This is a genomic window from Haloarcula sp. 1CSR25-25, assembly GCF_032027985.1.
GTDB lineage: Archaea > Halobacteriota > Halobacteria > Halobacteriales > Haloarculaceae > Haloarcula.
Genome location: NZ_JAHYBW010000002.1, coordinates 810049 through 833396, shown reverse-complemented (window position 1 = coordinate 833396; position 23348 = coordinate 810049). Strand labels below are relative to the sequence as shown.

At 65.1% G+C, this 23348-nt stretch carries 24 protein-coding genes; 17 read left to right on the top strand and 7 right to left on the bottom strand.

The window, feature by feature from the left end; genetic code table 11:
- Positions 1-482 precede the first annotated feature (482 nt).
- From KZ498_RS09415 to KZ498_RS09375, 9 genes are all read left to right on the top strand, one after another.
- A complete protein-coding gene (locus KZ498_RS09415) occupies positions 483-1208 on the top strand; it encodes a hypothetical protein (RefSeq protein WP_312618431.1) in 726 nt (241 codons plus the stop codon).
- A gap of 61 nt (positions 1209-1269) precedes the next feature.
- Positions 1270-1662, top strand: a complete 393-nt coding sequence (locus KZ498_RS09410) for a hypothetical protein (RefSeq protein WP_312618430.1) — start codon at positions 1270-1272, stop codon at positions 1660-1662.
- Positions 1663-1936: 274 nt separating this feature from the next.
- Positions 1937-2626, top strand: a complete 690-nt coding sequence (locus KZ498_RS09405; protein WP_312618429.1) for a DUF2071 domain-containing protein — start codon at positions 1937-1939, stop codon at positions 2624-2626.
- 201 nt (positions 2627-2827) lie between these two features.
- A complete protein-coding gene (locus KZ498_RS09400) occupies positions 2828-3340 on the top strand; it encodes a plastocyanin/azurin family copper-binding protein (RefSeq protein ID WP_312618428.1) in 513 nt (170 codons plus the stop codon).
- A 1-nt stretch (position 3341) separates the two neighbouring features.
- On the top strand, positions 3342-5321 hold the full coding sequence (gene nosZ, locus KZ498_RS09395) for a TAT-dependent nitrous-oxide reductase (protein WP_312618427.1): 1980 nt from the start codon (positions 3342-3344) through the stop codon (positions 5319-5321).
- Between the two features lie 29 nt (positions 5322-5350).
- Positions 5351-6151, top strand: coding sequence for a hypothetical protein (locus KZ498_RS09390; protein ID WP_312618426.1), 801 nt, complete (start codon positions 5351-5353; stop codon positions 6149-6151).
- A complete protein-coding gene (locus KZ498_RS09385) occupies positions 6148-7539 on the top strand; it encodes a nitrous oxide reductase family maturation protein NosD (protein WP_312618425.1) in 1392 nt (463 codons plus the stop codon). Before KZ498_RS09390 ends, KZ498_RS09385 begins: the two co-directional genes overlap by 4 nt.
- Positions 7526-8527 (top strand): ABC transporter ATP-binding protein, encoded by a 1002-nt coding sequence (locus tag KZ498_RS09380; protein WP_312618424.1) that lies wholly within the window; start codon positions 7526-7528, stop codon positions 8525-8527. The genes KZ498_RS09385 and KZ498_RS09380 overlap by 14 nt, the downstream gene beginning before the upstream one ends.
- Entirely contained in the window at positions 8524-9453 is a 930-nt protein-coding gene (locus KZ498_RS09375) for an ABC transporter permease (RefSeq protein WP_312618423.1), read from the top strand. The genes KZ498_RS09380 and KZ498_RS09375 overlap by 4 nt, the downstream gene beginning before the upstream one ends.
- A 12-nt stretch (positions 9454-9465) precedes the next feature.
- Here the strand turns inward: KZ498_RS09375 and KZ498_RS09370 are convergent, their stop codons facing one another.
- From KZ498_RS09370 to KZ498_RS09360, 3 genes are all read right to left on the bottom strand, one after another.
- Complete coding sequence (locus KZ498_RS09370) at positions 9466-10362, bottom strand: hypothetical protein (protein ID WP_312618422.1); 897 nt, start codon at positions 10360-10362, stop codon at positions 9466-9468.
- A gap of 39 nt (positions 10363-10401) precedes the next feature.
- On the bottom strand, positions 10402-11499 hold the full coding sequence (locus tag KZ498_RS09365) for a hypothetical protein (protein ID WP_312618421.1): 1098 nt from the start codon (positions 11497-11499) through the stop codon (positions 10402-10404).
- A 157-nt stretch (positions 11500-11656) separates the two neighbouring features.
- The gene (locus KZ498_RS09360; protein WP_312618420.1) at positions 11657-12490 is read right to left on the bottom strand and encodes an MBL fold metallo-hydrolase; all 834 of its coding nucleotides are present in this window, start codon (positions 12488-12490) and stop codon (positions 11657-11659) included.
- Between the two features lie 194 nt (positions 12491-12684).
- Between KZ498_RS09360 and KZ498_RS09355 the strand changes: the two genes are divergently transcribed.
- Positions 12685-13134 carry a universal stress protein gene (locus KZ498_RS09355; protein ID WP_312618419.1) on the top strand — a complete coding sequence of 150 codons (450 nt, stop codon included), beginning with the start codon at positions 12685-12687 and terminating at the stop codon, positions 13132-13134.
- A 122-nt stretch (positions 13135-13256) separates the two neighbouring features.
- On the opposite strand, the gene KZ498_RS09350 is transcribed toward KZ498_RS09355, so the two are convergent.
- Positions 13257-13655 carry a YlbF family regulator gene (locus tag KZ498_RS09350; RefSeq protein ID WP_312618418.1) on the bottom strand — a complete coding sequence of 133 codons (399 nt, stop codon included), beginning with the start codon at positions 13653-13655 and terminating at the stop codon, positions 13257-13259.
- 279 nt (positions 13656-13934) lie between these two features.
- Here KZ498_RS09350 and dph2 point away from each other — a divergent pair, with 279 nt between their 5' ends.
- The 5 genes from dph2 to KZ498_RS09325 are packed head-to-tail and all read left to right on the top strand — an operon-like array spanning position 13935 to position 19159.
- Positions 13935-14981, top strand: coding sequence for a diphthamide biosynthesis enzyme Dph2 (gene dph2 / locus KZ498_RS09345; RefSeq protein WP_312618417.1), 1047 nt, complete (start codon positions 13935-13937; stop codon positions 14979-14981).
- 60 nt (positions 14982-15041) lie between these two features.
- Positions 15042-16973, top strand: coding sequence for a PAS domain-containing protein (locus tag KZ498_RS09340; protein ID WP_312618416.1), 1932 nt, complete (start codon positions 15042-15044; stop codon positions 16971-16973).
- On the top strand, positions 16966-17412 hold the full coding sequence (locus KZ498_RS09335; protein WP_312618415.1) for a response regulator: 447 nt from the start codon (positions 16966-16968) through the stop codon (positions 17410-17412). The genes KZ498_RS09340 and KZ498_RS09335 overlap by 8 nt, the downstream gene beginning before the upstream one ends.
- 2 nt (positions 17413-17414) lie before the next feature.
- Complete coding sequence (locus KZ498_RS09330) at positions 17415-18482, top strand: ATP-binding protein (RefSeq protein WP_312618414.1); 1068 nt, start codon at positions 17415-17417, stop codon at positions 18480-18482.
- Positions 18483-18532: 50 nt separating this feature from the next.
- Positions 18533-19159: an METTL5 family protein gene (locus KZ498_RS09325; RefSeq protein ID WP_312618413.1), complete on the top strand. Its 627-nt coding sequence runs from the start codon at positions 18533-18535 to the stop codon at positions 19157-19159.
- Here KZ498_RS09325 and KZ498_RS09320 read toward each other — a convergent pair.
- Both KZ498_RS09320 and KZ498_RS09315 read right to left on the bottom strand, forming a co-directional pair.
- Complete coding sequence (locus KZ498_RS09320) at positions 19156-20814, bottom strand: rhomboid family intramembrane serine protease (protein WP_312618412.1); 1659 nt, start codon at positions 20812-20814, stop codon at positions 19156-19158. The two genes, KZ498_RS09325 and KZ498_RS09320, sit on opposite strands and share 4 nt — an antisense overlap.
- A gap of 63 nt (positions 20815-20877) precedes the next feature.
- Positions 20878-21297 carry a DoxX family protein gene (locus KZ498_RS09315; RefSeq protein ID WP_312618411.1) on the bottom strand — a complete coding sequence of 140 codons (420 nt, stop codon included), beginning with the start codon at positions 21295-21297 and terminating at the stop codon, positions 20878-20880.
- A 136-nt stretch (positions 21298-21433) separates the two neighbouring features.
- Here KZ498_RS09315 and KZ498_RS09310 point away from each other — a divergent pair, with 136 nt between their 5' ends.
- A complete protein-coding gene (locus KZ498_RS09310) occupies positions 21434-21784 on the top strand; it encodes a helix-turn-helix domain-containing protein (RefSeq protein ID WP_312618410.1) in 351 nt (116 codons plus the stop codon).
- A 46-nt stretch (positions 21785-21830) separates the two neighbouring features.
- Positions 21831-22157, top strand: a complete 327-nt coding sequence (locus KZ498_RS09305) for a hypothetical protein (RefSeq protein ID WP_312618409.1) — start codon at positions 21831-21833, stop codon at positions 22155-22157.
- A gap of 1 nt (position 22158) precedes the next feature.
- On the opposite strand, the gene aglJ is transcribed toward KZ498_RS09305, so the two are convergent.
- Positions 22159-23205, bottom strand: a complete 1047-nt coding sequence (aglJ, locus tag KZ498_RS09300; RefSeq protein ID WP_312618408.1) for an S-layer glycoprotein N-glycosyltransferase AglJ — start codon at positions 23203-23205, stop codon at positions 22159-22161.
- Positions 23206-23348 lie beyond the last annotated feature (143 nt).

Here is a 23348-nt window from a genome sequence, read left to right as displayed (position 1 = left end):
GTATCACAACCGCGAGTTCCCGGATCTGAATAGCAGATAACAACGGCTATTGGGCCAGAGTTGCCAGGATTACGGTTCGTCCGAGCCCCAGATAAGGAGATAGGGGTCGTACGTGCTACGAATTGGGCGATTAATATGTATATTCGGCTCTGATAGATAGATAACTTCCAAAAATAGCTCTATATCTGGACAACTCTATTTATACTTAAAAAATGCACGAGCGAATGCTACTTTATCTGATTATATTTGGACAAGACAGTATATAATCGCTCCAAATAGTGTTTTGTCGTGTTGGAAACTCAGATATAGATGTAGAAGGCGTCTGGCTTCAAGACTGAAACGGTCGGGAGGAATGAAACCGCATGACGGCCACTGGGAGCAGCACTGATTGAGATGACCAGGTATATAAATTCCCCTCCAGAACACAGCGGTGTTGACCGGTAACTAAAACACTTATTGTTGTTACCGAACGATACGCTAGTATGTCAACGACGCCTGCGCAGGACGGCACGCAGTGGTTCCTGCACACATGGCGAGACCACATCCTCGAGCCAATAGAGACGGCTCTCACTGTGCTCGACGCGGAGCATACCGAGCTTGCAGCCGAGCAAGACGGTCTCGAAGACTTTCTCCAGCGACTGCGTGCCGTCGAGCCCGCCGAACAGCCCTCCTCCCCCGTCGGCGCACCGAGCCGACAGGCCGCATCCGACCCCGTCGAAGCGCTGCGAGAGGCCTACACCGACACGGTTCTGGCTGTCGATCACTACGAGTCAGTGTACGATGAATCGCTCGTCGAGAACGTCTCCATCGAGTTCGGGCCGGACTACGCGGCGCTGTTTCACCCCGAGACGAAGGTCAGCTTTTCGCCGCCGCTCAAACGCTCGCTGGTTGCCGCAGTTGAGCAAGCAGTCGACGAACGGGCCTCGCTGGACCGCGCTGTCAGAGTCGAACAGGAGTCGATACAGGAGTACCGGTGCCGTCTGCGGGAGGTCATCGATACGCTCGACAGCACCGTCGTGCCCGAGTGGTATCGGGAGACGTTCCAGAACGACGTGTCAAGGCTCCTGCAGGAACGCCAGGAACAGCTGCACTCCAGCGTTCACCGGTTCGAAGCGCACGAGTTCTGTGGGTACATGTACGAAGAGCAGCTCTGGACGTATCCCGTCTTAACCAGTCTCGCGCGGCTACAGGAGTCAGTGGACAGCTGAACGGGTGTGTGAGGAGGCGAATTCAAAGAAAGCTTATTATGCGTACTTTCGCATTGGAGCTATGCCCTCCCGACGAACCGTCCTCGGAACGGTCGGTGTCGCAACGGCCAGTACCCTCACCGGTTGTTCCTGGCTCCAGTCCGGTAACGGAAGCGTCGACCTGACCGTCTTCAACCAAACAGGTGCCTCCTACACTGTCGAGATAGGATTCTTCGACGACGGTGCTTCGGAAGGAGCGGCGAGAGCATACAGTTCGCCCCTCGAGATCGAACCTGACGGTGAGGTATCGCGTGAGGCGGTCGTCGAGACCGGACGGTATCTCGTTCGCTACCGCGCTTACGAGGACCACTCCAGACTGACCGACGAGGACCACGTTCACTTCATCCCATCCGGAGACGACACAGAGAGTCTCACCTTCGACATCCGAGAAACAGGCGAGCTGACTCGGCGATGATTCTCCTATTTTGCACTGCCTTCGGAAAGCAGCTCTATCTCAAGTACCCTCCAGGTTGTACCGCTGTAAATCGACTGTGAATGGTTCTATGCCACACTGGAGTTGCAGGACCCTGTGAATGATTCTATGCCACACTGGAGTTACAGGACACCTATCTGTGTCTCGCACACGGGCGTCGGTTGAGGCCGGCGCCTCGTGACCGAAAGCTAACGGTACCCGAAGGCTGATGTCCTCCGGCCCGAGACTCTTTTCGCTACGGCGCGAAACCGGTCGTATGGTCCTCCCCCTCGAGATGGGCTGGCGGCGGTTGCTGTTCGAGAACTGGCCGGTCGACCCCGAACTGATGGACGCACATCTCCCGTCGACGCTTGAAGCCGACCGCTATGACGGGTCCGCGTGGCTCTCGGTCGTTCCGTTCACCAACGTCGCCGTCCGTCCGAAGGGACTCCCGCGGTCACTCGGCGTCCGCCTCCCTGAAATCAACGTCCGGACGTACGTCACCCGCGACGGCGTCCCGAGCGTCTACTTCTTCAGCCTCGACGCACAGGGGCTGGCGAGCGTCGTCGGCGCGCGCCTGTTTCACCACCTCCCGTACTACTACGCCCGCATCTCCCTGCAGTTTCGCGACGGTCGCGTACAGTTCGACAGCCGACGGCGACATCCTGGGGCACGTCCCGGCGTGTACGAGGCCACGTACTGGCCGACGGACGACCCGTTCCCGTCATCCGCGGATTCGCTGGCCGAGTTCCTGGTCGAACGCTATCGCTTCTACACCGAGGCCCCGGACGGGTCGCTCAGATACACCGATGTCAGCCACGACTCCTGGACGCTGTACCCGGCGTCGGCGACCGTCGAGACCGATACGTTGCTGCGGGCCGACGGGTTCGCCCGTCCCGAGGATGACCCAGTGTACTACTACAGCCCCGGCCTGGACGTTGTTGCCTCCCGGAGTAAACGGGTGTGAGCCGTCTCCCGCAGCGGCCTGAACCGGACGCTACCACTGACCCGGTCAGGCTGGTCGACCGGTGCTGGATTCCGACGGAATCCCGGCAGGAGTAGTCGGTTCACTATCCACCGACGAACATATTCGCCCCGCTTCCTGCGAGGTGAGAGTGCGATTCCCCATATATACGGGCTGGTCTTCGAGTTGCAGTCGTGAGCTACCATGGCAACGCGTAGAACATTCGTGCGCGGTCTGGGTATCGCAGCTGGAGTCGCGCTGGCTGGCTGTTCATCGAGCAGCGAGTCCGGCAGCAGCGGTGACGGCGACTCGGGCAGTGGCGGTGACGGGTCAGGTAGCGGCGACACCGAGTCCGGCGGCGGCGGGAGCGGGTCCGAGTGGACCGAGACGAGCACCGTCGAGATGACTGACGGGCTGGCATACGAGCCGAAGAAGATCCAGGTCGAGGCCGGCACGACGGTCACGTTCGAGAACGTCGGCAGCATCGGCCACACGGTGACGGCCTACGAGGAGGAGATTCCCGACGGCGCGGACTACTTCGCCTCCGGCGGGTTCGACTCCCTGCAGGCCGCGAAAGACGGCTACAGTAACGGGCAGGAAGGTAACATCCCGAAAGGCGAAAGCTACGAGGTCACCCTGGAGACGACGGGGACCTACGAGTACTACTGCATCCCCCACGAGATGAACGGGATGGTCGGCCAGATAAAGGTGGTCTAACATGAGCAAGAACGAAACCCCACGCGACCCGAACGAGGTACTCGAAGAGTACGAAGAGACACTCGACTCGGTGCTTGCAGAGGTCGAGTCCCCGGACGAAACGACTGGCGACGACGACCTCTCGCTGGGACTGCCCGGCCTCTCGCTCGGGCGGCGGGACTTCATGAAGGCCGGCGTCGCCGCCGGTGCGATGGGGTCGGTGGCCGGCTGTTCAGCGCTGACCGGCGGCGGTGGCAGCGCTGGTAGCCAGTCGACGCCATCGGGAAGCGGCGCGAGCCACACTGTCGAGCCGGGCGAACACGACGAGTACTACGGCTTCTGGTCGGGCGGGCACTCCGGGGAACTGCGGGTCGTCGGCATCCCGTCGATGCGCGAGCTCACCCGCATTCCGGTGTTCAACACCGACTGTGCGTCCGGCTATGGATTCACGGACGGTACACAGGAGATGCTCGAGGAGAGCGGCGGCTACTCCTGGGGTGACAACCACCACCCGAACCTCTCGGAGACGGACGGCGACTACGACGGCGAGTACCTGTACGTCAACGACAAGGCCAACGGCCGCATCGCCCGCGTGAATCTGACGTACTTCGAGACGGACGCCATCACGGACGTCCCGAACATGCAGGCCATCCACGGCTGCTGTGTCCTCTCGCCGGACACGAAGTACGTGCTGGGCAACGGTGAGTTCCGCGCCCCCCTGCCAAACGACGGGACCGACGTGAAAAACCCCGACAACTACACCTCGCTGTTCGTCGCCGTCGACCCCGAATCGATGGAGACCCAGTGGCAGGTCAAGGTCGACGGCAACCTCGACATCGTCGACACCGGCAAAGAGGGGCGGTGGGCCATCTCCTCGGCGTACAACAGCGAGGAGGCCACCGACATCCAGGGGATGACGAAGGACGACCGGGACAACGTCAAGGCCTTCGATATCCCGGCCATCGAGCAGGCCGTCGAGAACGGCAACTACGAGGAGGTCAACGGCATCCCCGTCGTCGACGGCACGCAGGAGAGTTCGCTCAACCAGGGCGACCGGCCTGTCGTGAAGTATATCCCGACGCCGAAGAGCCCCCACTGCGTCGAGGTCGGACCCAACGGCGACTACGCCTTCGTCGCCGGGAAGCTCTCCCCGACGGTGACGATGATCGACCTGAACGCGCTGGCGGACTCCTCGGACCCGGAGGAGGTCGTCGCCGGGCGACCGCGCGTCGGCCTCGGCCCACTGCACACGACCTTCGACGGGAACGGGCACGCCTACACGTCGCTGTTCATCGACTCCCAGGCCGTCAAGTGGGACATCGAGGCGGCCGTCGAGGCCGAAGAAGGGTCCGAAGACCCCATCATCGAGAAGCAGGACGTCCACTACAACCCGGGCCACATCCAGGCGCTCGAGGCGATGACGACCGACCCCGACGGGGAGTGGCTCGTCAGCCTCAACAAGCTCTCGAAGGACCGGTTCCTCCCGGTCGGCCCCATCATGCCCGACAACGACCAGCTCATCCACATCGGGCAGGGCGAGGAGTCGATGGAACTGGTCGCGGACCACCCGGCTTACCCCGAGCCCCACGACTGCGTGTTCGCCCACAGGGACAAGATCGACGCCAAGAAGGTCTACGACAAGAACGACTACGAGGAGACCTACATCACCGAAGAGGACTCCGGCGTCGAGCGCACGGGCGAGGACAGCGTCCACGTCAAGATGACGACCAAGCGCTCGGAGTTCGGCCTGCCGGACTTCACGGTCCAGGAGGGCGACGAGGTGAAACTGTCCACGACCAACATCGAGGGCATCCAGGACATCATCCACGGCGTTGCCATCCCCGAGCACGACATCAACTACGCCGTGGCCCCGCAGGACACCCGGGAGGTCACCTTTACCGCCGACGACCCCGGCGTGTACTGGATCTACTGCACGTACTTCTGTAGCGCCCTGCACCTGGAGATGCGTAGCCGGATGATCGTCGAACCGGCGGAGGGGTAAGCCACGACCAAGTTCGGAGGTGTCCAGCCATGCAACGACCTACTTTCGACGACTTCCGCGAGATTCGACGCGGCCTCCCCGTCATAGCGGCGCTGCTGTTCGTCGCGGCGCTCGCGTTCCCGATGTGGCGTATCAGCGTCGACGCGGTCCAGTACCCCAGTACGACGCTTCACGTCTCACTGTACGCCTACCCCCACCTGACCGGGGACTTCATCGAGATGGCGCGGCTGAACCACTACGTCGGGTTCTACTTCCCCGACCCGGTTTTAGTCGAGCCCAACTTCCCCGTCGAGGAGAACGCCATCGACGTGCCCGAGTGGTCGCTGGGCCCCGTCGCCTTCGTCGGCGTGTCGCTGCTGTCGGTGTTCGTCGCCGTCGCGCCGACCACCGAGAAGCTCAAGCGCGGCCTGAAATACCAGTTCGGCGGTACCGTGCTGGTGTTCACCGTGATGCTGGCCGACATCCAGTACCGGCTCTGGCAGGCCGGTCACACGCTCGATCCGAGCGCGCCGGTGATGGGCGTCGACGGCTTCACGCCGCCGCTGTGGGGCCAGTACCAGGTCGCCAACATCACCAGCGTCTCCCGGTTCGGCCTCGGCGCGTACATGGCTGCCACGGCCGTCGGACTGCTCGCGGTCGGGTACTACTACCGCAACGAGTCCGTGGCGTTCGGGGACCTCCCGGCCCGACTGCGCAGCGGGCTGACCGGGCTTCCCGACGCCGTTCGGGACCGGCTCGGTCGTGACGGCGAGGCCGACGACGATGACGACACCCCGCACAGTCCGACGACTACCACGGCCGAAACCCAGCGACCAGGAGCCCGCCCATGAGCCCACTGTCCCACGGTTTCGAGCGCGCGTTCGCTGTCAGTACCGCACTCCTGCTCGTGGTGTCAGTCGTAACTGTCGGGATGGCCAGCGCCGGCTCGCCCGACAGCGCCGGCGACGACCTCGCCTTCGACCCCGACGTGCCCGACACCGACTCGTTCACCGCCCCGTCGGCCGACGGCACCGCGACGGTCGACGGCGAGACCTACGACAGCGCGCAGGCGGCGGTCGACGCCGCGGACCCCGGGGACACCGTCGCACTCGACGGTCGATTCGACGAGACCATCGTCGTCACGACGCCGAACGTAACGCTGGCCGGGAGCGGTCCCGGGTCGGCGCTGCTGCACGGCAACGGCGAGGGCGACGTGCTCGCTATCGAAGCGGAAGGGGTCACCGTAACGAACCTCTGGGTCCGCAACAGCGGCTACAGCACCGCCAGCAACGACGCCGCGATATTCGTCAACGCCAGCGAGGTCACCGTCCGCGACAGCCGCGTGACCGACATGACCTTCGGCATCTGGCTCGACGGCGTCGACGGCGCCGAGGTCCGCAACAACACCATCGTCGGCCGCGAGGAGATAACGCAGTTGACCAGACGCGGCAACGGGGTCCAGATATGGAAGACCGAAGACAGCGTCATCCACGGTAACGACATCACTACCGTCCGCGACGGGCTCTACTTCAACTGGGCGAAAGACGTCAACGCCAGTGCCAACACGATGTGGGACCTCCGCTACGGGGTCCACTACATGTACTCCGACGACTCACACCTGCGGGACAACACCGCCTTCGACAACGACGTCGGGTACGCGCTGATGGTGTCGAAACACCTCGTCATCGAGGGCAACGTCGCGGTGAACAACAGCGGCCAGTCCGGCCACGGCATCCTCGTCAAGAGCATCGACGACACGGACATCCGCGACAATCACCTCGTCGCCAACGAGAACGGGCTGTTCGTCTACAACTCCGTCAGCAACCGCATCGTCGGCAACCTCGTGGTCGGTAACGACGTCGGCGTCCACATCGCCGCCGGCAGCACCGACGGCACCGTGACCGAGAACAGTTTCATCCGCAACGACAGGCCGGTGCTGGCGGTGATGAGCGACCAGGTCCACTGGAACGAGAGCGTCGGGAACTACTGGTCGCGGGCGAACCCGACGGACGTCGACGACGACGGCGTCGGCGACACCCGCTACCAGCCGGCCGGGGCCGTCCAGCAGGTGACCGCCGAAAAGCCTGCCGCGCGAGTGTTCGCCAGCAGTCCGGCCTTCGACGCCGTTCGGCTGGCCGAGTCGTCCGTTCCGGTCGTCCAGTCGCCCGGCGTGGTCGATGCCCGCCCGCTCACCGAACCACCCCACGAGAACTGGAGGAGCTACTATGAACGTGATTGACGTCGACGACGTATCGAAAGCCTACGGCGACGTACAGGCCCTGGACGGACTGAGTCTGTCCGTCGAGCGGGGGGCGACCCTCGGCGTGTTCGGCACGAACGGGGCCGGCAAGACGACGCTGTTCAAGCTGTTGGCCGGGCTGAACCGGCCCGACGAGGGCAGCGTCTCCGTCGCCGGCGCGGACCCGACCGACGGGACGACCGTCCGCGAGCGGGTGCGCTACCTGCCGGAACACGCCGGCTTCCCGCCGAGCCTGACCGGCCGCGAGATACTCCGATTCCACGCGAAGATGCGCTCGGTGCCCCGCGAGGACCGGGGCCACCACGTCGAGCGGGTCCTGCACACCGTCGGGCTCGCGGACGCCGCGGACCGCCGCGTCGGCGGCTACTCAAACGGGATGAACCGCCGGCTCGGACTCGGCACGGCCCTCGTCGGCGAGCCGGCCGTGCTGATACTCGACGAACCGACCGCCGGACTCGACCCCGACGGCATCCGGGCGTTCCACGGGGTCGTCGAGTCCCTGGCGGCCGAGACGGACGTGACCATCGTCTTCTCCTCGCACGCGCTCGGGGAGATCCAGCGGCTCTGCTCGGAGGCGGTCATCATCGCCGACGGACGGGTCGCCACGGCGGGGCCGGTCGAGGAGCTTCGCCGCGCCGCCGCCGACGCGGTGACGGTGTCGCTGTCGCTCGTCTCGGAGACGGCTGCAAGCGATGCCGCGGCCCTGCTCCGTGACCATGGGGCCGCGACGAATGTCGCCCGCGCCGGCGTCGACCTGACGGTAACCACCGCGCCGGCCGACGCCTACGACCTGCTCACAGCCGTCGGTGAGGCCTGCGACATCGACCGCTTCGAGGTCCGGGAACCCGGCCTCGAGGCCGCGTTCCACGAGGCAGTCGGGACGGACGACGGCGACGACCGCCCCGGCTCCGACAGCACAGCGGCTGCGGAGGCGGCGGCCGAGGACTCCGGAGGTGAGCCGGCATGAGCGACGGGGACTCCTCGACGGACCCGGCCCCCGATGGCGGCGTCGCGGTAGACGCTCCGGCCACCCGGTTGCACGACGGCGGAACCGAGCGGAATACGACCACCCAGTCGACGCTCGCACGGCTCGCCGACAGCAGCCTGCTCACCATCGCTCGCCGGGAGTACCGCCTGGCCGTCCGGAGTCGATGGGCGCTCGGCGTGGCCCTGCTGTTTGGCCTTTTCACCACCGCAGTCGTCCAGTTCGGCGCAAGCGCGGTCGGTCCGGGTCGCTTCGACGCGGTTATCGCGACCATCGCCGAACTGGGCGTCTACCTCGTCCCACTGACCGCGCTGGCCGTCGGGTACGACGCCATCGTCGGGGCCGACGAGCGCGGGTCGCTGGAACTCATGCTCGCGCTCCCGGTGACGAAAGGCCGTGTCGTCGTCGGGACTGCCGTCGGCCGGGCGGCGGTGCTGTCCGGCGCGATGTTGCTCGGCTTCGTCCCCGGCGCGCTGTTGACCGTCCGCTACATCGGTCTCGGCAGCGTCGGCCAGTACGCGGCCGTCGCCCTCGCCGCGGTGCTGACCGCCTGTGCGATGCTGGGCGTGGCGGTGCTGGTCTCGACGGTCGCGCAGACGAAAACGCACGCGCTCGGCGTCTCTCTCGCCATCTGGCTGTGGGTCGCGCTGTTGCACGACCTGGTCGCGCTGGGGGCGGTCGCAGGGTTCGACCTCGGCCCCGGCGCCATCGCCGCGGCGATACTGCTCAATCCCGTGGACTGTTTCCGCGTGATCGCGCTCTCGCAGGTGGACGTGGTCGCCGGCGGCTTCGGCAGCGTGCTGGCACAGGCCGGGCTGACCGCGCCGATGGTCGCCGCGGCACTCGCGGCGTGGGTAGTCGTGCCCGTCGGCGTCGCGGCAAAACTCATCGGGCGGCGGCGTCTCTGAGAAGACGTCGTTTCAGACCGATTGCAGCGCCGTCTCTTCGGGGTCTTCGAACAGTCCGGCGACCCGCTTCGTCGTCTCGGTGCGCTCGTGGGCGTTCTCCAGAAGCACTGTCTCGCTCGGGAACAGCCGTTCGCCGAGTTCGAGGCCGTGGTCCCGCGCGGTCGACCCTGTGACGGTGAGGTAGACGCCCAGGCCGGTCGCCGCGATGTCTGCTTCCTCCTCGCCGCCCTCGGCGGGATACGTAAAGGAGACGCCGTCGAGCGCGCTCGTCCCGAGGACGGCTTCGACGAGCCGTTCGTAGCGCGGGGAGATACAGAGGTCGCCCTCGTAGTTGGTGACGAAGGCCCGGTCCAGGGGGCCGTCCTGTGAATCCACGACCTCCGGCGTCGCCAGCAGCGTGTGATACACTGTATCGCCCAGCCCGGTCACGACCCGCACGTCCGTGTCCAGCGGGTCGATGCGGTCGTTGATCTCGTCGATGGCGGTCAGTGGCTCGTCGCGGAGCTGGACGACCTCCTCGAGAACGAGGTCGGCGCTGTCGAACCCGAGCGCGAACTCGTGGGTCCGGAGCGCCCGGAACGGCTCCTCACGGCCGACGAGCTGGACGTCGCCGTGGTCGGTCGGGACGGTGACGCTGTCGAAGACGATACGTCGTGGCATCCCGTCGCGGTCGTCACGCAGCAGCGTATACTCTGGTTTGTAGGGCTCATCGAGCGAAGAGTAGTCGCTGATGCGATGGTACACGTCGGCGACCGCGTCCTGTTTGTCCTTGGTGACGGCCTTCTCGTAGCGAAGCGTCGAGATGATCTCGTCGGCCAGGTCGGTGGTCCCCGTGCGCCCGGCGAGTCGCTCCAGCACTGCCTCGAGAGGCCGGCCCTTGCGCGGAACGGCCACTCTCGTCGTCGTCATTACTCAGGCACAGACGGGGGACCGGTAAAACGAGTTCGGTTAGTCGCCGCCGCCGATGACCGACGAGAGCTGTTCGCGCCACTCCTGGAGGTCCTCGATCTCCGATTCGGTCTCCTCGATCCGGTCGGCGAGTTCGCCCTCGCCGATCTCCTCGCGGACGCTCTCGATGTCGTCTTCGAGGTCGTACAGCTGTCCCTCGACGGTCTCGACTTCCTCTGCGAGTTCATCGACCTGGTCGGAGGCGGTGGTGGCTGTCTCCGCCGCCGACTCGATCTCGTCTTCGAACCCGTCCAGAGACTCCTCGAAGGAGTCGAGGCGCTCGCTGAACCCCTGGATCATGTCCTCTCCGGTGCCGTTCTCCTCGAGGAACTCCTCGAGGGCGTCCGTGTACGCACGGAGGTCCGCGATATCGCTCTGGATGCGCTGGATCCGGGCGTCGTTGACGCCGCCGGTGCCGCTCTCGTCCTCGGAGACGGCGTCGAGCGCGCGTTTGAGGAGTTTCACGTCCTCCGGGGAGACGTTCTGGTCGCGGATCTCCTGTGCCATCGTCGCGACGACAGCGCCGGACTGCACCTCGGAGTTCGCCGGTGCGGCGTTGCTCTCTGCCGGGGCTTCGACGGCCGAGCCCGAGTTGTTCGGGTCCGAGAGGTCAAGCGTCTCGATGTCCCCCTCGTCCCCGTCTTCGAGGCCCGGAACGCTGTCGGCGTCACCGGAGATGACGTCCCGGACGGCGTCGTCGCTGCCGCCGACGAGGTCCTCCTCGTCCTCGTCCAGAGGCGGGTCCACGTTCTCGATTTCGGGTTCGGTCAGGAACTTCTCGACGTCGTCGGTTCCGGTCGCCCGGATACCGTAGACGGTCGTGTAGTCGGCTTCGGGTTCGAGTTCCTTCTCGAAGGCGATCCGGTCCTCGTTGATGTCCCAGTGCTCGCTGCCGTACTCGGGGTGAAAGCCCAGGTCCTCGACTGCCACGTCTTCCGGGACGGTGTCGACCAGCCTGACTGTCACCGGAACGGACCGACGCGAGGTGAGATTGAACGCGATAGCGGGCACGGGAAACTCGTCCGCCTCGAACCGTTTGGTCACCGTCACGCCGTCCGAACTGACAGTGATTTCTTCGTATGCCTGCGATTCACTCATAGTCGGTATGGTCTCGGCAATCGTATTAAAACTACGTCTCCAATTATCAATATCGTCAACGCAATTATACTACTGCCCCATCGAGATGAAAACAAGTTAGCCGTGGTCAGGGCGCGAGCTGGGCGTTCCTCCGCGACGACGTCGACGTGACCGGCCCTCAGTTCAGGTCGTAGCGGTCGCCGATTTCGACAATCGATAACGTCGACGGGTACTCGAAGCTGTTCGCGTGGTTGTGCAGCACGGTCGGTTCGGTGGTCATCCCCTTCCACATGTCCCAGTGGCTGGGCAGGAGCGTGTCCAGCTGGAGTTCGTTCGCGGCCTCGATGATCATGTTCTCGTCGTTGTACCACTGCGTCCGGACGGGGTCGCCGGTCTCCTTGTCGTCTATCATCCCGACTGTCCCGAACGCGAGGACGCCGACGTCGATATCGTAGCGCTCGCCGACGGATTCGAACGCGCCGGGGCGGGCGTCGCCGCCGTGGAAGAACGTGCCGGCCTCGTGTTCGAACACGTACGACACCGGGTGCTCGGCGTCGGGGTCGTTGGCCGGTTCGACGTGAACCGTCAGGTCCCCAATCTCGAGTGTGTCCCCCTCTGTGACTTCGTGGAGCTGGTCGTCGGTGACGCTGTAGTTCTCGAGCCACGCTTCCTCCCGAACCACGGCGTGACCGCTGTCGGTCGTGTAGTAGTCCGCACCGGTCCCGGCGAGAATCGGGGCCTGAGAGGGGCCGTGAACGTGGTCGGTGTGTTCGTGGGTGCCAAGAACCGCGTCGCAGTCAGTGACGTCGTCGGGGTTGAACGGCACCGGGACCATCCGCACGGTCCGCGGGGGGTCGCCCGTCCCGAGATACGGATCGATGAAGACGGTCGTCCCGCCGCTCGATTTCACGATGAAGCCGTTACAGCCCAGATACCAGATAGCCAGTCCGTCGGGGGTCGCGGACTCCACCGCACGGGGGAGCCAGTCCGCCCAGTCAGATTCGACTGTCATGTTCAGAGATGCCACGCCCTGTCGCTAAGACCTTTCGAAGCCACCGGGCCGATGGTTGCTGGGTGCTGTGCTGGTGTTCCAGCGGACGTACGTGACCGACCACTCACCCGTGGCTCTCCGTGTTTGCCGGCGGGTCCCGCTCTCTGAGAACGGGACCCTCGGTTTATTTGCCAACTGGGTGAAACAACACCTGTATGTACGAACAGATCCTGCTCGCCTCGGATGGGACAGTAGCCTCGACGAACGCCGAATCCCACGCGATTGCTCTCGCAGCGGCACACGACGCCACCCTCCATGTCCTGTATGTCGTCGACGAAGACGTGTATTCGGCCTACAGCGGCGACGAATACGTCGATGAGTCGGAGGGCCCGGAGCACGGCCTCGAAGAGATAGGGCAAGAGACGCTGGCCCGGATACAGGGTGACGCGGAGGCGTCCGGCGTCGACGTGACGACGACGCTGAAACACGGCCGACCGGCCGAGTCCATCATCGAAACCGCCGACGAGGCGGACGTCGACCTGCTCGTGCTCGGCACGAAACGGCGGCCGGCGGAGTACCGGAGCCTCCTGGGCAGCATCACGGACAAGGTGCTCAGACTGAGCGAACGGCCGTCGGTCGTGGTGAAAACCGAAGTCGGGGAGTGACGGCCCAGTCGGTAGAACTGTATCGCTGACGGTCGGTAGATGGCGCCGGCGCCGGCGCTCAGACCGGCTATTTCGCGGTGCTCCGACCGGCTACTCCGGTGTCAGTGAAAAACGTCCGGTGCTCAGTCCTCGCAGCAACCGCCGGCCTTCTGGCCGAAGTCGACGGCCAGCTCTTCCGAGACGATCTCGTTGAGCTCCTGCAGGCGCAGTTCGAGTTCGTTCTGGGCCTCCAGGTAGTCGCTCATCACCGGGATGTCGTGGAGCGCCTCCTGCTTTTGCTGGACCTTCCGGAGGTCCTCCTGGGAGGCGTTGCCGGTCTGGCGGGCGAGCATGAACTCCTCGCGGATCTGCTCGAACTCCTTGATGGCCGCCTGCGCCTCCTCGTGATTTTCGACGGCGTCTTTCGTCTCCATGAATCGCTGGTACACCGGCAGTTCGGCGATCGCTTCGCCGAACTCTGTAGCGAGCGCCTCGACGTCGTCACCGTCGATGTCAGCGGCGGTATCGGTCTCGATACTCATCACTGTCAGGTATGGACTCGGGCGGTATAGGCCTGCCGAAACAGGGGGACGATGGCGGATGCGCAAGCATTGACGATGGTTGATGCGCGAGCATATGGCGGTAGATTCGCGAGCATAAGGACAACGCCACACGCCGGACCCGGCGGCGACGCCGTCGGTCCGATGGAGTTTCCGCTCGAAGTCGGCAACAGCGCCGAGCGACAGCTTTCCGAGGTCGTGGCGTACCCCCCGCTCAGCGAAACACGGGGGTTATGCCGCTCGAACCGATACAAGGTTGCAATGAGTCAAGAGCGGACTGACGGCGACCTCCGGAACACCGGACTGTCGCTCAAACACGACCGCGAGTGGGATTACGAGCTCGACCGGATTGTAGAAGCCGTCGAGGAACGGGACGCCGAGAAGGTGGGACTGCAGTTCCCCGAGGGGCTGAAACGCCGCGGCCCGGCCGTGGCCGACGACCTCCGCGAGAACCTCCCCGACAACGTGACCGTGTTGCTCTCGGGCCAGCCCTGTTATGGGGCCTGTGACCTCGATACGTACATGATGCGCCGGACAGACGTGTTCGTCCACTTCGGGCACTCGCCGATGAAGGAGTCTGACAAGATTATCTACGTGCCGCTGTTCTCGAACGTCGACGTCTTCCCCATCATGGAGCAGGCCCGCGAGGAGCAACTGGCCGACCCCGAGGAGGACCCCGACGTGGGGCTGGTGACGACGGCCCAGCACATGAACAAGTTCGGCGAGATGCGTGACTGGCTCGAAGAGCGGGGCTACACCGTCCACACGCGCCGCGGCGACGAGCGGCTGACCCACGAGGGGCAGGTGCTCGGCTGTAACTACGCCAGCGCCGACGTGGACGCCGACCAGATGCTGTACGTCGGCGGCGGGAAGTTCCACCCCCTCGGGCTGGCGATGGAACACCCGGAGAAACACGTCGTCATCGCGGACCCGGTCAACAACGTCGTCACCGTCGCCGACACGGAGAAGTTCATGAAACAGCGCTACGGCGCGGTCCACCGGGCGATGGACGCCGAGACGTGGGGCGTCATCTTCTGTACGAAGATCGGGCAGGGTCGCTGGGACAAGGCCCAGGAAATCGTCGAGAACAACGAGAACGCCTACCTCATCACGATGGACGAGGTGACGCCGGACCGGCTGACGAACTTCGGCATGGACGCGTACGTCAACACCGGCTGTCCCCGCATCACCACCGACGACGGTCCGCAGTTCAAGAAGCCGATGCTGACGCCCGGCGAGTACGAGATCGCAGTCGGCGAGAAGCCGCTGGACTCCCTGGAGTTCGACACCTTCCACGGCACCTGGTAGCGTTCTCACGCCTGAGAACGGCGGGAATACAGTCTTGTACCCTGCCAATCGAATCGGCGTATGGCTTCTACAGAGGACGCTGTCATCTATCAGGATGTTTTTGAGGCGAGTCCGGACCCCATTGCGGTCCTCGATGCCGATACCGGCACGGTCGTCCGAGCGAACCAGGCGGTCAGCAACCTCGTGGGGTTGGACCCTGACGAGGTTATCGGGATGGAAGTCGGGGAATTGAGCCCACCGGAGTATTCCACCGCGGATGCGATGAGTCTGATGGAACAGGTCTCCGCGACCGAGCCGGTCGAGGTCGAATGGTCGGTTCGGGGGCCAGACGGTACGGAGCGATTGCTCGAAGTGACGCTCAAGCGAACGGCCATCGGCGGAACAACCCGTGTCGTTGCGTTTGTTCACGACGTGACCGAGCGGCGTGGCCGGGAGCGCGAACACGCCGCACGGACCCACCACCTCGACACGCTGATGGGGAATCTGCCGGTCGTCGTGTTCACGCTCGACCCTGACGGTGTGTTCACGTACTCCGCCGGCAAAGGTCTCCAGGGACTGGGCCTGGAACCCGGCGAGCTCGAAGGGGCGTCGGTGTTCGACGTGTACGCCGAGTACCCCGACATCATCACCGCCGTCGAACAGGCCCTCGACGGCGAGGAGATCCGCGTGACCCAGTCGGTCGAGGACCTCGTCTTCGAGACGTGGTACCGACCGGTGTTCGACAGGGACGGGACTATCGACCAAGTCGTCAGCGTAGCCCGTGACATCACGGACCTCAAGCACCGCGAGGAGCGCGTCGAAGCACTCAGCGAGGCGACGAACGAACTGTTGTACAGCCGGACCGAAAGCGCGGTCGCGGACACGGTGACGGGGATTGCAGACCGTATCATCGACCAACCACTGGCGGCGATGTGGTCCTACGACAGCGGCGACGACACGCTCTATCCCATCGGTGCGACGGGAGTGGCGACCGATTTCGCCGGGGTGGAAACGGCGGCGGACCTCCCGCCGATGGGCCCGGACAGCGACGAGAACCGTATCTTCCACGCCGGCGAGCCGACGGTTATCGAGGACTACCAGGAGCTGTCGAGCCCGTCAGCCCCGGGGATGCCGATGCGGACGCTCCTGTGTCTCCCGCTCGATGACCAGGGGATGCTGTGTATCGGGTCCGAGACCGTGTCCTCGTTCGGCGGTGACGAGCGGTTCCTGCTTGAGATACTCGCGAGCACGGCGGCTGCCGCGCTGGAGCGCATCGAACGCGAGACGCGGCTCAAGTCCAAACAGGCGGAACTGGAGCGCTCGAACGAGGCGCTCCAGCAGTTCGCCTACATCGCCTCGCACGACCTGCAGGAACCGCTCCGGATGGTCTCGAGCTACGTCGACCTACTGGACAGCGAGTACGGCGAGGACCTCGACGAAGAGGCCGCCGAGTACATGGCCTTCGCCGTCGACGGCGCCCACCGGATGCAGGAGATGGTCAATGCCCTGCTCCGGTACTCCCGGGTCGAGACGAACGCCGGCGATTTCGAGGAGACGGACCCCGAAGTGGTTCTCGACCGGACGCTGGACGCCTTGCGGATGCGAATCGAGGAGGTTGACGCCGTCGTCACGGCGGAGTCACTGCCGCCCGTCCAGGCCGACTCGAACCAGGTCGGCCAGGTGTTCCAGAACCTGCTTGAAAACGCCATCGAGTACGCCGCGGAGGCCGGTATCGAACCCCGTATCGAGGTCAGCGCGGAGGAAGACGACGACATGGTGACGGTGACCGTCTCGGACAACGGGCCGGGGATTCCGGCGGCGGACCGCGAGGAGGTGTTCGACATCTTCCACCGCGCCGGTGCCCACGACACGGCAGGCACCGGCATCGGCCTGGCCGTCTGCAAGCGGATCGTCCTGCGCCACGACGGCCGAATCTGGGTCGAGCCGTCCGATGACGGGGCGACGTTCAAGTTCACGCTACCAGCGGTGGCGGAGGTGACAGGCGATGACTGAATCCGAGGAGGGGCGGCCGGTCGAGATTCTGCTGGCCGAGGACAACCCCGGGGACGTCAAACTGACCGAGAAGGCCCTGGAGAAGGGGAAGGTGCTGAACAACCTCCACGTGGTCAACGACGGCGTCGAAGCGCTGAAATTCCTCCGGCAGGAGGGCGAGTACGCGGACGCCCTCCGCCCGGACCTGCTGTTGCTCGATCTCAACATGCCCCGCAAGGGAGGGCAGGAAGTCCTCGATGAGATGAAGACCGACGAGTCGCTCCGGCGGATTCCAGTCGTCGTCCTGACCAGTTCCGAGGCGGAAGAGGACATCATCGAATCGTACGACCTCCACGCGAATGCCTACCTGACGAAGCCGATCGACTTCGACGGCTTCGTCGACATCGTGAGCAGCGTCGAAGAGTTCTTCCTTACGGTCGTCAAGCGGCCGCCGAAGTAACGATGGCTGAGACGGTCCACCTCGACGTGCTTCTCGTAGAGGACAACCCGGGCGACGCCCGTCTCGTCGAGCATCACCTGAACTCCCCGGCGGTGGCACACTTCGTCGACGAGGTGACTATCTCGCACGTCGATTCGCTGGCGCCGGTCGACGAGTATTCGGGGGCGGCATACGACGTGGTACTGCTGGACCTCGGACTGCCCGAGTCGACAGGGCTTGCGACGCTCGACCGGGCAACCGAGATGGTGGACGCAGTGCCGATCATCGTCCTCACGGGGATGCAGGACCGGCAGATGGCAATCGAAGCTATCAACCGGGGCGCACAGGACTACCTGCCGAAAGAGGACCTGGACGGTGACCGACTCGTGAGGGCGCTCCGGTACGCAGTCGTCAGGAGCCGCCAGCAGCGTGCCATCCAGCGCCAGACCGACCAGATGGACTTCTTCAACAGCATCCTGCAACACGACATCCTCAACGGGATGAACGTCATCCGGGCGCGCGGGGAACTCCTCGAGGACTCGCTCGACAGCGAGGAGCGCGAGTACGCCTCGACCATCGTCCAGTGGAGCGACGACCTCATCGAACTCACGGAGAAGGTCCGGTCGGTGCTGGAGACGGTCACCGACGAAGGCGGCCGGGACCACGAGCACCGTGAGCTACAGGCGGTCCTCAATGACGCGGCAGAACGCGCCCGGTCGGTCAGCGACGACTGTATCGTCAGCATCGAGCCACAGCCGGCTACCGTCGTCGCCGACGACCTGCTCGATGACGTGTTCGGCAACCTCTTTCTCAACGCGGTCGAACACGGCGGAGCAGACGTGACCATCGACGTGACGACGACAGTCGGGGACGGGGTCGTCACCGTCTGTCTCGCGGACGACGGGGACGGCGTTCCAAGCAGCGAAGCCCGGCGCATCTTCGAGCGCGGCGAGAAGGGGTCCGAGTCCGGCGGCACCGGTTTCGGGCTCTACTTCGTGGACACGATGGTCCGGAGCTACGGCGGCGACGTCTGGGTCGAGGACAGCGACCTCGGCGGGGCGGCCTTCTACATCGAGCTCCCCCGGAAATAACCACTGAGCATTTCCAAACGTTTTTGAATGAACTGGACGTATCTCACATAATGCCGACAAAGAGTGCGCTCGCCCAGCAGCTCGCCGTTGTCGCCGGGTTCGACAACCCACGGGCCAGTCTCGAACAGTACCGGACACCGCCGGACCTGGCGGCGCATCTGGTCCACACTGCGGACCTCCAGGGCGACATCCAGGGACGGACGGTCGTCGATCTCGGCTGTGGCACCGGAATGTTGGCACTGGGCGCAGCGCTGCGGTCGCCAGCGCGGGTCGTCGGGCTGGACATCGACCCCGCGCCGCTGTCGACTGCGCGAGGGAACGAGCGGCGGGTCGGGTCGACGACGTCGGTGTCGTGGGTCCGGGCGGATGCCACGAGAGCCCCGCTGTGTCCCCCTGTCGCCGAGACCACCGTCGTGATGAACCCGCCGTTCGGCGCGCAGTCGGACAACGAACACGCCGACCGTCGGTTCCTCGAAACCGCCGCCGCCATCGCGGGCGTCTCGTACTCGATTCACAACGAGGGCAGCAGGTCGTTCGTCGAGTCCTTCGCCGCCGACAACGGCGGCGAGGTGACCCACGCCTTCGAGACGGAGTTCGACCTGCCGCGACAGTTCGAGTTCCACGAGTCGGACCGACAGGCGATTACCGCGGAAGTGTACCGCATCGACTGGACCTAGCTCCGCGCCGCTTGCTGGCGGCGCTCCGCGACCTTGACGCGCGTGCCGTCGGTCCGCGCGTACAGCCGCGACCGGTTCCGCTCGAAGGTCAGCCCGCCGACTCGCGTCCGCGTCATGTTCGCCGGAATCGGCGCCTGCCCGAGAGTCTCGGTACCCCGAGTGACGACCACGTCGAACCCGCTGTCACGGGCCGTCACCGTCACGTTCCGCCCGTCGAGTATCACGTCCGCCGTCGACGGCTCGGAGGCGTAGGCCGTCCGGGGCTGGCCGCCCTCGCGCCTGAGTCGGACCCGGTAGACGCTTTCGTTGCCCAGCACCGACCAATCGGTCCGGTTCGCGTACACCGACTCGCGCCAGGTCGGCCCGCCGACCGTGACCCGCTCTACACCGTTGACGGCGAGCTGGCCCGGCTGGACGGCGGCTATCCAGACCTCCCGCTCTGCACTGGCGACGATGACGCCGCTCTCGTTGACGCTCGCGCCCGCTCGCTGCGTAGGGTCCCAGATGCTCCCGAAGTACGCGTTCGGCACGTTCTCGTCGTAGCTGACCACGTAGTCTCGGACCTCGATACCGTCTTCGGGGAGCTGGTCCGCACGGATGTCGACGACGTTCGTCGGGACGGCCGCGAGACTCAGCGCGCCGAGGACGACGAGCAGGACCAGCGCCGCGAGTGAGGCGGGGCGGCGGTCGAACGACGGCCGAAGCGTCCGGTCGGACCCGGCGGTCGCCGCTGCGACGACCAGCGCTAGCACGAACACCAGCGCCGTCCCGACCCAGCGGAACAGCCGGAACTGACCGCCGCCGAGCGGGAGGTACACCGCCCACAGCCCCTGTGCGACGGCGAACACGAGCGTCGCAAAGAACACCCGCAGCGTGTCGGGGCGTTCGTCCCGGTTCCAGAGGAGCGCGAGGGCCACGACGACGCCGGCCAGGATACCGATTGCGTGGCCCTGGATGGCGATGTTGGACCACCACGGCGTCACGAAGCGGGTCTGGCCCGACGCCGTCGACACCGGGTAGCGAAGCGCCGAATACAGGAGGTCGAGCACGCGGGTGCCAAGCAGCGCGCCGAGAAACAGCGTCGGCCGCGTCACGAGCGCGAACCCGGCGAGGGCGAACACCACGCCGGAAAAGCCCACTATCGGCCCGATGGCGAACACCGCGGAGAACACGCCGACGACGAACATAGCGACGGGGACGGCCAGAATACGGGCGAACGGGTTCGTCCGAAGCGAGGTGAAGGTCTGAACGCCCCGCTTGCGGGGGTAGTGCCCCCAGACGTACTCCGCGACCGTCCCGTACACCAGTGTGCCCATGAGATTCCCCGTGATGTGTCCCTGGCTGCCGTGGGTGAACGCCCCGGTGAGCATTCCGAACGGGTAGAAGTACGACCACGTCCGGAAGGGCGTGACCAGCGGGTCTCGCGGGTGCCACCACGCGCCCTGCAGGAACAGGTACACCGACGCGACGCCGGCCATCGTCAGCAGCGTTCCCCACGGGACTCCGAGGAGAAGCCGTGCTCGTAAACCGTCCCCCGGTCGCGCGTCCACCAGGCGGCGGACCCCAGCGAGGACGACAAGAACCACGGCAAGGACGACCGCTTCCTGCCAGGGGAGCCACGCTGGAGCGACAGGCGTCGGCAGCGACTGCATCATTCACGCACAGTTCAGGTACGGGACGGCTTATGGATGGCGGCAGCTGTCACTCTCGAACAGTGATTAGAACAGGGTCACGCCGACGCTGTACGGCCACGACGTGCCGGCCACCGAAAGCAGCGACACCGCGCCGCCGGCGAGGGCGACGTTCTTGAGGAACTGCGTCATCTCGTCCTGTACCTGGTCGTCCGGGGCCGCCCAGAAATCGTGCATCAGGACGGCGGAGCCGACGAGGAACGTCGCCAGCGCCCCGGCCGCGACGACGGGATACGCGCCGAGGATGACGAGGACGCCGCTGACGACGAGCAACCCGCCGCTCCCGTAGACGGCCGCCGCAGGTGCCGGGAGCCCCTTCGCCTCCGCGTAGGGGGCCATCTGCTCGACGTTCAGGAAGTGGTTCAGACCGGTAAACGCGAGGACCCCACCGAACAGGAGCCGCCCCAGCAGGAACAGTTCACCGGCCCCGGCGGACTCGAACGCCATCAGGCGCTCACCGCCGGCACAGGGGTGGTTTCGCCGCGAGACTGCCGAGCCGCGATTGGTAGTTTCATTACGTTACTTGGTTCGTTTCCGAACCTATTTGTACGTTCCCGGACAACGAGGATACCAGGTAGCACCGATGTCATCTGAAGTATTCACCGCCGCGGACGAAGAGGAAGAGAGCGGACCGTGTGCCGTCATCGAGTCGCTGGAACAGATCGGATCGCGCTGGCGACTGGTCGTGCTCCACGAGCTCCAGAACGGCGAACAGCGGTTCAACGAGCTCAAACGCGCCACCGACGCCAGCTCCCGCACTCTCTCGCGGGTTCTCGACGATCTCCAGGAGATGGGCTTTGTCGACCGACGGCTGGAGGAAGACGCCCCCGTCGCGACGTACTACCAGCTCACGGACAAGGGCGAATCCCTCTGTCCGGTCTTCGACGAGATCGAGGACTGGGCCGAGGAGTGGCTGGCCGGCTGCGAGAGCTGACCTGACAACACAGACTTTTCTATCCCCCGGCCCCATCGCTTTACCAATGGGAGTACGGCCACCAGCCGACAATAGCGACGAGCCAGACGTCATCGAGTTCGGTATCGCGGCCCTCGACGCCCGCCTGACCGACGTGGAGATAGAGTATCCCGCGACCGCGGCGGAGGTGCGGGACGCCGCCGGCCCGATTGCGGTCCCGTTCGACGCGTCGGGACACTCGATGACTGTCGCTGAGGCGCTCGACGAGACGAACGCGACACGGTTCGACAACGAGCAGGAGCTGCTCAACGACCTCCATCCGATATTCGAACGGAAACGGGAAGCCACCAGAAACAGTATCCTCTCCCAGCTGCGCGCGCTGGTCCCGTTCTGAGTTACTCGTCAGGCTGGTGCGGGGACACCGCCGGCTCGGTCTCCGCGTCGCCGTCTTCAGTGTGTTCCGGGTCGCTGGCCTGCTGGTCGTCGAACACGTCCGCCGAGGCGGTACGGCTCTCGTGTGTGAGCTGGACGGCGATGTCCTCCAGCCGGCGCGTCTGTTCGCGGTTTACCGCCACGAGCATATCCGACAGGACGCCGAACATCAGGAGCTGAATCCCCAGGAGGATGGCGAACGAGCCGATAACGGCTATCACCTCGTGTGAGATGCTGTTGACGACCCAGTCGTAGGCCACGTACGCCCCGAGCAGGAACCCGACCACAGTGCTCCCGAGGCCGACGCTGCCGAAGTAAAACAGCGGATTGTTGGTCTTTGCCATCTGGTACAGCGTCAGGATAATCGTCGCGCCGTCCCGGAACGGCCGGAGGTTCGTGTCGGACTCGTCGGGCCGGGGCTGGTAGGTGATCGGCACCACCGCCGTCGAGATGTTGTGCTTGACACACTCGACGGCCATCTCCGTCTCGATACCGAACCCCGAGGCCGTCAGGGAACTCCGCTGGAAGGACTGGCGCGTGAACGCCCGGTACCCGGAGAGGATGTCTGTGAGGTCCCGTCCGTGAATCGTTCCGAAGGCACTGTTGATGATGCGGTTGCCGATCTGGTTCAGTCTCGTCATCGCGCCGGGTTGCATGTCGGCAAAGCGGTTCCCGATGACGTGTGCGGCCTGGCCGGACAGCAGCGGTTCGAGCAACCGGTCCGCCTCGTCGGGTCGGTAGGTCGCGTCGCCGTCGGCCATCAGGACGTACGGCTGCTCGATGTGGCGTGTCACTGCCTCTCTGACAGCCTGCCCCTTCCCCGAGCCGGACTGCTCTACGACCCGCGCGCCGGCCGATTCGGCGATGTCCCGTGTCCCGTCGGTCGACCCGCCGTCGATGACGAGGACGTTGTCGAACCCCTGCTCGCGGAACCCGGACACGACCGACTCGATAGTCTCGGCCTCGTTGAATGTCGGCAACAGTATACAGACGTCGTCTCGGTCGGCCATCGACCCAACGTCGGCCACGCGGAGGCAAATAAATGCGGGTCTGGGCGCAGACGGATTCCGCGCCGGTTCTATGGACCCGGAAGCGCCGACGTTCGGAAACGGCCTCAGTCGTCGCGCTGCTCGCTCATGTGTTCCCAGATCTC

Bases quoted from the DNA above. Each gene is read 5' to 3' on its own strand.
- KZ498_RS09415 (WP_312618431.1), top strand. From the start codon at position 483: ATGTCAACGACGCCTGCGCAGGACGGCACGCAGTGGTTCCTGCACACA.
- KZ498_RS09410 (WP_312618430.1), top strand. From the start codon at position 1,270: ATGCCCTCCCGACGAACCGTCCTCGGAACGGTCGGTGTCGCAACGGCC.
- KZ498_RS09405 (WP_312618429.1), top strand. From the start codon at position 1,937: ATGGTCCTCCCCCTCGAGATGGGCTGGCGGCGGTTGCTGTTCGAGAAC.
- KZ498_RS09400 (WP_312618428.1), top strand. From the start codon at position 2,828: ATGGCAACGCGTAGAACATTCGTGCGCGGTCTGGGTATCGCAGCTGGA.
- nosZ (WP_312618427.1), top strand. From the start codon at position 3,342: ATGAGCAAGAACGAAACCCCACGCGACCCGAACGAGGTACTCGAAGAG.
- KZ498_RS09390 (WP_312618426.1), top strand. From the start codon at position 5,351: ATGCAACGACCTACTTTCGACGACTTCCGCGAGATTCGACGCGGCCTC.
- KZ498_RS09385 (WP_312618425.1), top strand. From the start codon at position 6,148: ATGAGCCCACTGTCCCACGGTTTCGAGCGCGCGTTCGCTGTCAGTACC.
- KZ498_RS09380 (WP_312618424.1), top strand. From the start codon at position 7,526: ATGAACGTGATTGACGTCGACGACGTATCGAAAGCCTACGGCGACGTA.
- KZ498_RS09375 (WP_312618423.1), top strand. From the start codon at position 8,524: ATGAGCGACGGGGACTCCTCGACGGACCCGGCCCCCGATGGCGGCGTC.
- KZ498_RS09370 (WP_312618422.1), bottom strand. From the start codon at position 10,362: ATGACGACGACGAGAGTGGCCGTTCCGCGCAAGGGCCGGCCTCTCGAG.
- KZ498_RS09365 (WP_312618421.1), bottom strand. From the start codon at position 11,499: ATGAGTGAATCGCAGGCATACGAAGAAATCACTGTCAGTTCGGACGGC.
- KZ498_RS09360 (WP_312618420.1), bottom strand. From the start codon at position 12,490: ATGACAGTCGAATCTGACTGGGCGGACTGGCTCCCCCGTGCGGTGGAG.
- KZ498_RS09355 (WP_312618419.1), top strand. From the start codon at position 12,685: ATGTACGAACAGATCCTGCTCGCCTCGGATGGGACAGTAGCCTCGACG.
- KZ498_RS09350 (WP_312618418.1), bottom strand. From the start codon at position 13,655: ATGAGTATCGAGACCGATACCGCCGCTGACATCGACGGTGACGACGTC.
- dph2 (WP_312618417.1), top strand. From the start codon at position 13,935: ATGAGTCAAGAGCGGACTGACGGCGACCTCCGGAACACCGGACTGTCG.
- KZ498_RS09340 (WP_312618416.1), top strand. From the start codon at position 15,042: ATGGCTTCTACAGAGGACGCTGTCATCTATCAGGATGTTTTTGAGGCG.
- KZ498_RS09335 (WP_312618415.1), top strand. From the start codon at position 16,966: ATGACTGAATCCGAGGAGGGGCGGCCGGTCGAGATTCTGCTGGCCGAG.
- KZ498_RS09330 (WP_312618414.1), top strand. From the start codon at position 17,415: ATGGCTGAGACGGTCCACCTCGACGTGCTTCTCGTAGAGGACAACCCG.
- KZ498_RS09325 (WP_312618413.1), top strand. From the start codon at position 18,533: ATGCCGACAAAGAGTGCGCTCGCCCAGCAGCTCGCCGTTGTCGCCGGG.
- KZ498_RS09320 (WP_312618412.1), bottom strand. From the start codon at position 20,814: ATGATGCAGTCGCTGCCGACGCCTGTCGCTCCAGCGTGGCTCCCCTGG.
- KZ498_RS09315 (WP_312618411.1), bottom strand. From the start codon at position 21,297: ATGGCGTTCGAGTCCGCCGGGGCCGGTGAACTGTTCCTGCTGGGGCGG.
- KZ498_RS09310 (WP_312618410.1), top strand. From the start codon at position 21,434: ATGTCATCTGAAGTATTCACCGCCGCGGACGAAGAGGAAGAGAGCGGA.
- KZ498_RS09305 (WP_312618409.1), top strand. From the start codon at position 21,831: ATGGGAGTACGGCCACCAGCCGACAATAGCGACGAGCCAGACGTCATC.
- aglJ (WP_312618408.1), bottom strand. From the start codon at position 23,205: ATGGCCGACCGAGACGACGTCTGTATACTGTTGCCGACATTCAACGAG.